This is a genomic window from Paenibacillus xylanilyticus (genome assembly GCF_009664365.1).
GTDB classification, from domain to species: domain Bacteria; phylum Bacillota; class Bacilli; order Paenibacillales; family Paenibacillaceae; genus Paenibacillus; species Paenibacillus xylanilyticus_A.
In genome coordinates this window covers 234863-247105 of the sequence record NZ_CP044310.1, presented here as the reverse complement: position 1 = coordinate 247105, position 12243 = coordinate 234863, and the positions used below count along the sequence as shown (strand labels likewise).

The window sequence follows — 12243 nt, the reverse complement described above, 5'->3', positions numbered from 1 at the left end:
TGGCTTGCTGCTTGTGTTCCACTTGAGATCAAATGGCCTTTCGGTAATCGCTCGGTGCGACTCCTACCACATTTTTGAAGGCCCGGTTGAAGGAGTTGTAATTCGTGTATCCGACTTCCTCACTGATCTCCTGAATGGCCTTATCCGTCTCCTGCATTAACTGTTTGGCCTTCTCAATCCGCTGACTGATCAGCAAATCCACAAATTTCTCACCAATCTCATCCTTGAAAAGCTTGCTTAAATATTTCGGATTAATATCGAACAGGTCACTCAAATAATTCAAAGACAGATCCGGATTGTTATAGTTCTCTTCGATATACTTGCGAATCTCCAGAATATGCGTCCGGTGTTTCTTGGAACAACGGAGCGCCTGCATCTGTCCGGCAAGTGTCTGGAACCCATCCTTACACAATTCCTGCAGATCTTCGGCCGTTTCCCAATCCTCCACATTCCGAAGCAGATGACCCATGACCTCCGCCCACAGCTCGTGGTACTCACGAGGCAGCTCTGCGAATTCCCGGTTTACATGCTGGAACAGCAGCTGGATCGTGTTCATGATTTCCTGACGGGATAGCATCGAGGCATGAATCTGCTCAAACAGTTTGTCAAAATGCTTACCCCAATCGTCATCAGACAGCCGCATGGCCTGCACCAACAGCGATATGGTCTTCAAGAACTCATACACATCATTGGTTGAGCCCGGTACATCACCGTACGGAATAATCCGGTTCACACCCAGCACCGCTTTGTAATCGAGCGCATGGACCGCTTCCTTGAAGGATGCTCTGAGACCACGCAGATCAACAGCCACCCGCCCAATTCCAATGGTTACCGTGAAGTTCAGATACTGCTCGACCTGATCCAGATAGCCCTCCAACAGTCTGCGTTCACTCTCTTCCGGCTGCGGATTGTCCGGCAACCATAAGATGGCATACAGGCGATGATCCGAGATCCACTCCGCCCATACTTCCGTATCTTCCTTGCGAGCGCTCTCCTGCAGAATGCTGGACAATACAAATTTCAGAAGGGACTGGTCCTGCACATGATATTCTTCAATGAAGCGGGAATAGCGGTCGATCTCAACGACCATTACGGTCCATCTGTCGTCCAATTGCGGCAGACTGAACCTGTTCATCTCGGCCGAGAGTTCATCGGCAGTAAATTCCCTCGTTCCCTCCAGCAGTTCCTGAAAGAAGTATTTTTTCTTCAAAATCAGATTCTCTTCGTACTCCTCCTGATACTGCTTCGTCTGGTCAATCATTTGTTCCAGCGTGGCTTGGATAAATCGGAATTCGTTCTCCTTGGAATGGCCGATGCCTGGCTGTTTCTGTGAAGCAACCGTCTCAATTAACGTAACGATCTGCTGAATCGGCTTGTAATTCCTGCGAGTTACATAGATCACCCACACCACACCAATCAGGACAACAGCCAAGGCAAACACAAACCAGATATTGTAGAATTTCAGAGCAAATTTGACAACTTTGCCGTTGTTCAGCCCTGTTTGTACCTTCCAACCGCTGTAGCTTGAAGTAAACTCGGAGAAGACTTCGCCGGAAGAGGCTTTGGCCTCGTGCTCTTCTGTCACACTGCTGTCCCACAGATTGCCGCCCGACCGATTGTAGATATTGACGAAGGTGAACTCCGGATCGTACATCTGCATAATGGACTTCTGCAGCGTCTGCAGATCGACATTCACTACAATTAGGCCACTCCCATTGCCAACGCCGCGGATCAGTGTAATGACTTGTTTCCCTTCCTCTGTGGGAAAGGCCCTGAAGGTTCTTCCGCCGACCCATTTCTGCGTTTCTGCCGCCCGGCTGTCTTCTATAAATGCTGCATCTGGGAATTCCCCAATGGGCACGGGCTTGCCATTGCTGAATACCTTGTCATCCCTGTACCGCACCATATAAATGGAGTCGATCAGCGGATATTCTATTTTCAATTCGTCGATAACCTGAACTGCCTGAATGCCGGCATAGACATCATCATTTCCGGTTATCGCGTAATAATTTTTCAGATTCGGATTGGTCAAAATCTCGCGCAGCACCTTGAAATCGATCGAGCGCAGGGAATTATCCAAATACTGCGTCACTTGTGAAGCCAGAAATTCATTGGCCTTGAGCGCTTCCTTGCGGTTCTGTTCATTGAAAATCTGGAAAAAGATAATAAATAGAATCGTAGTCACAATAAAGAACACAGGCAGATACGAAAGCAGCAAACGTCTAAACCAATTGTTGTTCATCCCCAAGGTCCCCCCACCACTGTTTATACATGTGACGACAACCACTCGCTCTGGTCGCTAACTACCTATAAATAATCCGTATTATATCGGAGGAAGTGGGGTTGTCAAAGGATAAAACTGTCCCGGTCACAAGTGACTTCGGGACAGTCTCAATCTTGAATTCCTCAACTATTATTGATCCTTCTCAATTGCACGCTGGTAGATCTCAAGGTAATTGCTGAGTCCCAGTCCATCGAAGCCTTTGACATATGAATCCCATTCCTTATCGATACTTTTGCTGCCGATAATGAACTGTGCCATATTGGTCTGCACATAATCCTTGATGGCCGTGGTAAGTTGTGCTGCCGATTCGGTATCCTCCGGACGAATAAATACATTTGCAGGATATACTTCTTTTGGTGCATAAGGTTCATACACATTGGTCGCTTGAGCCAGCCTTGTACCGTAGCCTTCTGCCTCTAATGGATTTTGACCTTCGGCAAACAGGTTACGGAACGTATTGGACAAGTCATGTGCTCCGATCTGCGACCAGCTTTCGTTAACCACAACGTTCGGGTCACGTTCAGGCAGGTTGTAGTAGCTGTACTTGGCAGGCTCACCATTGATGTTTTTCTCATCGGCATCAGCCTTCTTCCATCCCTTGCCTTCGGTCGGGCCATACTCCGCGTACAGGGCACCTTCTTCACTGAACATGTAATCCACAATTTTGATCGCCGCAATTTGTTGTGCTTCTGTCGCTTTGTTCGTGATGGCAAACTCAAACTCGCCTACGCTCTGTGTAGCACCTGTTGTCTGTACGCCATCGGGTCCTTTCAATGGAGGAACGATCTCCCAATGCTGGTGACGTGTAATATCTTTGTCATAGGTGTTCACAAGATAGCTGACCAGTGCTGTTGTAATGGAGCCGACCACTTCGTCGCCTTCCTTATTCCCCAGCTGTCCGATTGCCTGATCGTTTTGCGTGAAGGAAGCCGGGTCGATCAGGCCTTCCGCATACAGCTTGTGCATGTACTCCAGCCCTTTTTTCCACTCATCCTTGTTTGCTGCAAAATCAACCTTGCCATCGTTCACAATCAGGTATTTGTCGTTATCGTTGTAAATAAAGCTGTTCATCAGGTAGGCATCAATGTTGCCATTCCATACATACTTGTTCGGTGCGCCAGTGAGTGGAATCTCATCAGCCTTGCCGTTACCGTTGGGATCCTGCTCCTTGAATGCCTTCAGCACCGTGTACAGTTCATCCGTCGTTGTTGGCATTTTCAGGCCCAGATTATCGAGCCATTCCGTATTGATCCAGTATTTCTGTGCGTACGTACAGTGGTAACATTCGTTGAAAATCGGCAGGGCATAGATGTTGCCGTCCGGAGCTGTAATGGCTTCTTTGAAATATGGCTTCTCTTCCATGATCTTGGTCAGATTCGGGCCATATTCCTTAATCAGATCCTGCAGCGGAAGGAACACGCCTTGTTTTCCATAGTTTTGAAGATCTGAGGTGGTGAACTTGCCGTGAAGGAACACTTCGGGATAATCACCACTGGCGAGCAGCAATTGTCTGCGGTCCTGCAATGCGTCTGTCGGGGCCAGATCCCATTTCAGGGTTACGTCGAACTTGTCTTCGATAAATTGGGTGAACTCATTCTCTTCCATGGACGCTTTGCCTTGCGGGGCAAAGAAAGTCATCGTTACAGGGCCACCGCTCTCGCCGCTACCGTCGCTAGCTGCACCCGATTCTTCGGATGAACCGCATGCGGACAACAAAGCCATTGAAGCAAAGACCAGAAACAACATCGAAATCCAAGATTTTCTCAATCTGACTCCTCCTTTTTGTTCAAAACGGCATACAACTCGTTTACTGCACTCGTATAAAACCGATCCCGGAAGCCGGCGTGTTCCCTCCACCTCCTTTCAAGAGGCCAGCCGGGCATCATTGCTGTGAATTATCCCTTGAGGGAACCCACCATGACCCCTTTGACAAAATGCTTCTGTACAAACGGATACATGATCAAAATTGGAATACTTGCGACAACGATAAGTGCATATTTCAATACCTGCTCGAAGCCCTGATCTCGCATCTGCTGACTGGTATTGGCGAGCATCGCCGGATCAGCCGCATTCAGGATGAGCAGATTGCGCAGCACATATTGCAGCGGGAACAGCTTTTCGGAACGCAGATAGATCAGAGCGTCAAAATACGCATTCCAGTGACCTACGGCATACATAAGTGTCATGACAGCCAGGATGGGCTTCGACAACGGAAGAACAACACTGATCAAATACCGGATATCCCGGCAGCCGTCCATTTCCGCCGCCTCTCCGAGCTCTTCCGGGATGGAAGACTGGAAGAAGGTTCTCGCGACGATGACCTGAAACACCGCGAGCGCCCCTGGCAGCCACATCGCCCAGCGTGTATCGAGCAGGTGCAGGTCCTTCATCAGGAGGTAGGTTGGAATCAAACCGCCATCGAAGAACATCGTAATCATCATGAAAATGATAATGGCTCCTCGTCCATAGAACGACTTGCGTGACAAGGGATAAGCCAGCATGACGGTCAGGGCCACATTAATGAAGGTGCCGACCACGGTATAGATGATTGTGTTGTAGAAACCGAGCATGAGCTGCTGGCTTTTGAAAATGGAGATGTACGCCTTGATGTTAAAATCCACCGGGAACAGCCACACCTGACCGGATGTAACGGCTCGTGAAGAGCTGAATGAAGAACTGATGATATACAAGAGGGGGTAAAATACCGTTAACAGTATGGCGAACAGAAAGATATAGTTGAATGTCATGAAGATGCGGTCACCGAGCGGATCCTTGATCCGGTTCCGATTAAACAGGTTGAACATGGATGAGCTCCTCCTTTACCACAAGCTGTTCTGGGATACTTTGCGGGAAATGCCGTTGACGATGATCAGCAGGATGAGATTGATAATGGAGTTGAACAACCCTACTGCCGAGGAGAAGCTGAAATTGGCACCGATCAGACCAACCTTGTACACATACGTGGAGATGACCTCCGATGCGCTTGTGTTGAGCGGATTCTGCATCAGATATATTTTTTCAAAGCCGACACCCATAATGCTGCCCAAACTCAGAATCAGCATGATAACGGTGACCGGAACGAGCGTTGGAAGGTCAATATGCCATATTTTTCGAAGCCTTGAAGCCCCGTCCATCTTCGCTGCCTCATATAGTGATGGATCCACACCAGCAAGGGCGGCAATGTATATGATGGATGAGTACCCCATGCCCTGCCACACACCGGACCAGACATAGATCGATTTGAAGTATTCCGGAATGCCCATGAAGTTGGTCATCGGGAAGCCGAGCAGGGTGAACAGCTTGTCTACCACGCCCACATGCGGGGACAGCATCAGAATAATAATGGATACCATCACAACCGTGGAGATAAAATGCGGAGCGTAAGTGACCATCTGGACGGTCTTTTTAAAGTAACCCGTTCGGATCTCATTCAGCGCCAGCGCAAGCAGGATCGGAATGGGGAACCCGGCGATCAGGGAGTAGAAGCTGATGCCGATCGTATTTTTGATCAGGAGCCAGAAGTTGGGGGATTCGAAGAATGCTTCGAAGTGTTTGAATCCGACCCAAGGACTTCCCCAGATCCCTTTGACTACACTAAAATCCTTAAAGGCGATCTGGACCCCAACCATGGGAATGTACTTGAAGATCAACAGATACAACACGGGAGGCAGAACGAGCAGATAGAGCTCCCAATGCTTCTTGAGGCTTTTGATGAATGGATGCTGCCTTTTGGGCTCCACCTGATTCCTTTGCTGGAGCTCCAGGTTGGCGGGTATGCTTTCCGTAGCTCGACTCATTTGCGTCACTCCTTCTACACCTCAAGTGTAATAATACATTACATTCACTTCTCTTAAACATCCTGTTTTTCGATCAAATTGATATTTTGGCGCTAACCGTGTTAGTAATAGTATCAGGTAGCGCTTTCCTGATTCGATAGTACATGGAACCTGGTTTTTTGATCAATTCGTAATTTTCTCCCACCTCTCCATATTCCATAAACCCTTGTGGCACAAGCATTTTTGCGCCTTTATTATGCGGAATTCCACCTCCATATGCTTGAATACAAAAATCCCGGAGGCCCTGATTGCTCCCCCGGAATTCACATGCCATCTACCCACGTGTTAACAATCTGAACGTATGCGTGATCGGCGCTGTCCCCGATATAGCCGATGGTGGCAGATCAACAACAAGTCCATTTTCAGTCTGCTGATACGAAATTACGTCATTGGTACCAATAAGTTCGACTCGCTCTACTTTCTCCAAATAAGGGATGATGACTTGTGCTTCTACTGCTTCATTCTCGTTTCTGTATAAACGGAAGGCGTACACGATGTTGATCTCTTCCTTCTGTGTAAAGGCCCAATCCTTCGTAAAATAAGGTCCGCAGATCCGGGTTCCATAGATCCCTTCACCGTAGGTGTTGAGCCATTCACCAAGTGCCTTGATGCCCCTCACTGCCCCTTTGGGAAGACGACCATCCGGCTGCGGTCCAACATTCAGCGCCAGGTTGCCGCCCTTGGACACCACTTCCAGCAAAATGTGCGCCAACTGTCTTCCCGATTTATACTGGTCATCAAATCCGAAGGCGAAGGAATTACCTACTGTAATGCAGCTCTCCCAAGGGATATTCATCGGGTGTTCCGGGATGGTCTGCTCAGGGGTAACAATATTCTCGTACGGTCCACCCACCGTGCGGTCTGCTGATAGAAGCCATGGCTGCGTTGTCTGACGTGCCCGCTCCACAACTTCCCCCAGCCGGATATCCTGGCCGTGGCGACCCTCACGTACCCAACCGGCATCCAGCCACAGACATTCGATCCGGCCATAATTCGTCAGCAGCTCCATGATCTGCTCATGTGTGAACTCCACGAATTTCTCCCACAGCCACGGATACTTGTGGGGATCGTACGATGGTCCGCGCCACATGTGGCTTCCGCGCTCCATTCCAGGTGCCCAATAATATGGGGTATGCCAGTCCGCTTTGGAGAAATACGCCGAGATCCCCAGCCCCTTGGCCCGGAATGCGTCAAAGAGTACTCTGCAGATGTCCGCATATTTATGGGTGTGAAACGGGGTATCCTTGCCCGTGATCCGATAATCGGTCGTATGGGTGTCCCACATGCAGAAACCGTCGTGGTGCTTCGTCGTGAACAGGAAGTATTTGAAGCCATTGTCTGCTGCCATCTGTGCCCACTCTTCGGGTTGGAAACGAATCGGGTTAAAGGTTTTGTTCAGATCGAAATATTCCCGCTTGAAATGCTCCATGTCGTCCGTCCAGTCGATGTCATCGCGCGACCAATCGCCATCCTCATCGCTCAGTGCCCAGGACTCCACGAGTCCAAGCTGGGAATAGGGACCCCAGTGCATCATCAGCCCCAGCTTCTGGTCCTTGAACCACTCCAGCCGCTCAAGGAGCAGCGGATCTTCCGGTTTGACCCATTCTTCCTCTTTGCTAAAATTGTGCACCCCGGCTTCAACGACCTGTTCTTCCTGTTCCAGCACCACGTCTTTGGTTTCGCTCATCCCGTTCATCTCCTTTGGATTAGATGTCATAAGCTGAATAAATAGCTTTACACTGGGCCACTGCGCGTTCAGAACCATCCTCCGATCGCTGTTATCCCCGGATTTTTTGGATTCCCTTTTCCTGCAGGGAAAATCCGGGAATAAACGCGAGCGCTTCGCTTCTCCAGATTGGTTCTGCCCTCTCCGTTATCGTGTAACGGTTTAGTTCAACTGAGAAAGGCATATAAACCCTGTCACTTTGTTCCTTAAGATCGGTTTTGCACTCTCTATTTGCATAAACGTTATTTTAAAGAAGTGGCTTTTAACCCCAACATGATCGAGCAATTTGCCACCTTCGGCTCATCGTTATCTAGGACCTCTCGATTTCTCGTTTCAGTTACAGTGAAATTTCGCGTCCCTCGCGTGCAGACTCGTAGATGGCGCAGAGCATTTTCATCACTTCAACGCCGTCCTCTACCGGACTAAGCGTTTCCTTGCGGCCCTGTGTGCTGTCGATAAAATGGTTGATCTCATTGCGGAACGAGCCCATAAAATCGAAGGATTTGAAATCGACCTGTGGGGTCATATTCAAAATGGTGTTGAATTTCTCGCCAATGATCGAGATTTCCGGCTCCAATTCGGCACCGCCCTTGTCGCCGTACAGTTTGACTGAGGTTTCATCCGCTTTCGCATGAAGTGTGAAGCTGACATCCACAAGCAGGCTTGCCCCATTTTCGAAACGAATCAGGGCATTCGCCATGTCCTCAACCGTGTTCTGGTCAGCGTCATAGTCTGCGGCTTTGTAAAAGGACAGGTTCTTGATATGGGCACGATTGCCGAGTCGATTGGACACGTTGGCAGAAACGGATTTCACCTTTGGTCTGCCCATCAGGTACCAGCAAATATCGATGACATGCACACCAATATCAATCAGCGGACCGCCGCCGGAACGATTAATATCCGAGAACCAGCCGCCCGGGTTACCGAGGCGACGCAGGCTGGATGCTTTGGCATAATAGATCTCGCCCAGCTCACCCGCATCGATGAACTTCTTCAGAATCTGCGCATTGTCGCTATAGCGGCGTACAAAACCGACCTGCAGCAGCTTGCCGCTGCGATGAACGGCTTTCTCTACTTCGAGGGCATCTTCTACGGTTTGGCATAGCGGCTTCTCACACAGCACGTTTTTGCCCGCGTCCAGTGCGGCAATGCTGATCTCTGCGTGTGAATCGTTCCATGTACAGATGCTGACGGAATGAATCTCGGGCAAGGCCAGCAGTTCCTTGTAGTCGGTGAATACATGAGTTGCATCATATTTTTTTGCCATGTCTGCGGCACGTGCTTCATTCAGGTCGCATATGGCGTATATTTCAACGTCTGGATTACTGGCATAGGCTTGCAGGTGGCAATCGGATATTGATCCGGCACCGATGACGGCGACTTTCAATTTGGACATTGTGCTGATCCCTCCATAAATAAAATTAGTCACACATTAACACTACGCTGGCAGAACCACCTTCCGATCGCTGTTATCCCCAGATTATTCAATGACTCTATAAAGGTGGAAATCCGGGGATAGCGTATGCTTCCGAAGCAGCTTTCTTGCAGAAAGCTTTTAGGCGCACGCTCCGCTTCTCCAGAATCGAATTCGCCCCTACACTACTTCCGCAAATTTTAACGATTAGGCCATGCTTAATATCAATTTATTTAAAACAAGTACTCAGCCCTATGCCTCTTCCCATAGGCGGCGAACGTTATCCATCGCAATGCGTGAGGCAGTTTGGCAATTTTCCATACCCTCAAACTCAACCGAAATATATCCGTCATATCCTGATTGCTTCAGTACACGGAACACCTCAGGCATGTCGATATCACCATGGCCTACAATGGCACCGCGCAGATAATTGCCGTGCGAGGTTTGGAACCAGCCTTCACCGGGATTGCGGTACGAAGATCTCCAGTAGAAGTCCTTGGCGTGCACAATCGACGCGTATGGAATGTTATTTTTCACAGCACTCACCGGATCTTCATCTACACAAAGAAAATTACCGACATCCAGCGTGGTTTTGAAATTTTCCCGTGCCGTTTCATGCAGCAAACGCTGAATCCGCTCGCTGGATTGCACATAGTACCCGTGATTCTCCACACTCGTTGTAATTCCGAAGCCTGCCGCATAATCTGCAATTCTCTGACAGGCCTGCACCAGTACCGGCAGGTCCCTTTCAAACTGCGCTACAGTCCCTTCTTCCGCCGGACGAAAAGCTACATCATGACGCATGAGCTTAACACCCAGCGCAGCCGCCACATCCACATGCCGCATCACATTCTGTATCTCTTGCTCCAGCGCAGCCGCGTCCTCCTGTACAACGAAGTTTGCGCCAATCGCATAATTGGAAATGTCGATTCCGACTTCTTCTGCCGTATGTTTAATTTCATCAATCAACTCTGGATTGTCGATCAGACTGAATCCCATCGGTACAATCTCCACATGCTCGCCGCCCTGCTCGGCAATAAATCGGATAGCATCCGGCACGGTCAATTCCTTGCGATCAAGCGCCTGCTGCAGACTGTAGGTACTAAGTCCAACTTTCATACTTCACCTCATCCTCTCTTGTAGTCGATGACCATACCCAACGTATACCTTTTTCCGGATGGCTCGACAATTCCCAATAATCGTTTGCTATGCTTTTTTCCTGTTCCTAGCCCAAATCTGGCTTATTTACAAAAGTTACTGCCTGATCGGTCGTCTTATGCAGCTCAAACACGATGATTTCATTTACACCTTGTCGCAGCAGCGGCGCAGGAACGTACAAGGTTTTTTGCGGCCCTTTATCCCAATATCGCCCCAGATTGAAGCCGTTTACATAAACGACACCCTTGGTCCAAGGGTCCAGACGCAGAAAGGTATCCTGCGCTTCGTTGACTTGAAAGTTCCCCCGGTAAAATGCCGGACCCTCCATATCTTTAGATCGTTCGCCGAATTGCAATCCGGATAGCTCTGTCAGCGGCAGACAATGAATGGTCCAATCGAATAGAAATTGAAAGCCATGACGTACTCCCTCTGTAATGCCCTTCGGATCTCTCAGGTAAGGTCCATAGTTGATTCGCCCCATGTTTTCAACAAGGATCGATAGGTTCGCACCTTCAGCAGGCACTTCAAAGGATACTGACAAAGCATCATTGCCGCGTTCCAGCACGCCCTGGAATTGACCATCCACAAACACCAGCGCGCGGTCATGCACCTCTTGAACCACCAGCTCCTGTCGCTCTCTTGGCCCGGAAATTCGGGTTTGGTACAAAATAAATCCATAATCCTGACCGAGCTTTTCCATCGGTTCCGGATTGGTTCGCTGAACTGGGACCGAGATATTGTCCACCTGTCTCAACAGTTCGGCCTGTTCCGTCAACTCCACTCGCCCGTAAGCAAAGGTACCCTTTGATTCAGGCAGCACAAGCTCTCCCATATCGCGGCCGCTATACCGGGCAATAAGCTCACGTACTGCATGGAATTTTGCTGTCGGCTCCCCTGATTCGCTAAGCAGAGAGTCGTAATCATAACTTGTAATGGTTGGCTCGTATTGATTCTTTTGCTGACAGTTTGCCCCGTTGTAGAATCCGAAGTTTGTTCCGCCATGGAACATATAAAAGTTAACTGAAGCTCTTTCTTGCAGCATCTCTTCGAATACACTAGCTACATCCTCCGCATCACGAGTGTGATGTGATTCTCCCCAGTGATCAAACCAACCGTTCCAGTACTCCATACACATCAATGGTTCTTCGGCTTGATATGTACGCAGCTTGGCAAAAGCCCCTTGCGTCCCTGAGCCAAAATTGACCGTAGCCAGGTGCCCTGGCACTGATCCAGCCTGCAGCATGTGGTCTGTCGGACCATCCGAGGTAAAGAGCAGTACATCGATACCACGCCGCACCATGCCGTCGCGCAAATATTTCAGGTAACTCGCATCATTTCCGAAGCTGCCGTATTCGTTTTCGATCTGCATCGCGATGATTGGTCCGCCTCGGGTGCTGAGGAACGGTTGCAATTTGGGCAAAAGCACATCATAATAACGGTCCACATTCGCCAGAAACTGCTCATCATTACATCGAAGACGTATGGCATCATCAGCCAGCAGCCAGGAAGGCAATCCCCCGAATTCCCATTCGGCACATATATAAGGACTCGGACGGACAATCACATACAGACCCACATCTGCTGCAATCTGAATAAAACGCTCCAGATCCGCCATGCCTTCAAAACGATACTGTCCCGGCTGTGGTTCATGAAAATTCCACGGCACGTATGTCTCCACGGTATTAAATCCGCAAGCCTTCAGCTTCAATAGCCGATCTTCCCAATATTCAGGGACTACCCTGAAATAATGGATGGCTCCTGACAAAATTTGAACAGGCTTGTTATCATACATGAATTGTGAACCTTGATAGGTCAGAACCGCCAT

The 12243-nt window shown here is 49.2% G+C and carries 8 protein-coding genes; all 8 read right to left on the bottom strand.

From position 1 onward, the window contains the following. Positions 1–28 precede the first annotated feature (28 nt). A complete protein-coding gene (locus tag F4V51_RS01140; RefSeq protein WP_153976532.1) occupies positions 29–2242 on the bottom strand; it encodes a helix-turn-helix domain-containing protein in 2214 nt (737 codons plus the stop codon). Between the two features lie 171 nt (positions 2243–2413). Next, positions 2414–4051 carry a type 2 periplasmic-binding domain-containing protein gene (locus F4V51_RS01135; RefSeq protein ID WP_153976531.1) on the bottom strand — a complete coding sequence of 546 codons (1638 nt, stop codon included), beginning with the start codon at positions 4049–4051 and terminating at the stop codon, positions 2414–2416. Positions 4052–4179: 128 nt separating this feature from the next. Then, entirely contained in the window at positions 4180–5088 is a 909-nt protein-coding gene (locus F4V51_RS01130) for a carbohydrate ABC transporter permease (protein WP_153976530.1), read from the bottom strand. A gap of 15 nt (positions 5089–5103) precedes the next feature. After that, complete coding sequence (locus F4V51_RS01125) at positions 5104–6081, bottom strand: ABC transporter permease (protein WP_153976529.1); 978 nt, start codon at positions 6079–6081, stop codon at positions 5104–5106. Positions 6082–6394: 313 nt separating this feature from the next. Further along, entirely contained in the window at positions 6395–7807 is a 1413-nt protein-coding gene (locus tag F4V51_RS01120) for an alpha-L-fucosidase (protein ID WP_153976528.1), read from the bottom strand. Between the two features lie 376 nt (positions 7808–8183). Next, complete coding sequence (locus F4V51_RS01115; RefSeq protein WP_110821807.1) at positions 8184–9242, bottom strand: Gfo/Idh/MocA family protein; 1059 nt, start codon at positions 9240–9242, stop codon at positions 8184–8186. A 270-nt stretch (positions 9243–9512) separates the two neighbouring features. Next, positions 9513–10379, bottom strand: coding sequence for a sugar phosphate isomerase/epimerase family protein (locus F4V51_RS01110; protein WP_153976527.1), 867 nt, complete (start codon positions 10377–10379; stop codon positions 9513–9515). 106 nt (positions 10380–10485) lie between these two features. Continuing rightward, positions 10486–12243 carry a glycoside hydrolase family 35 protein gene (locus tag F4V51_RS01105; protein ID WP_153976526.1) on the bottom strand — a complete coding sequence of 586 codons (1758 nt, stop codon included), beginning with the start codon at positions 12241–12243 and terminating at the stop codon, positions 10486–10488.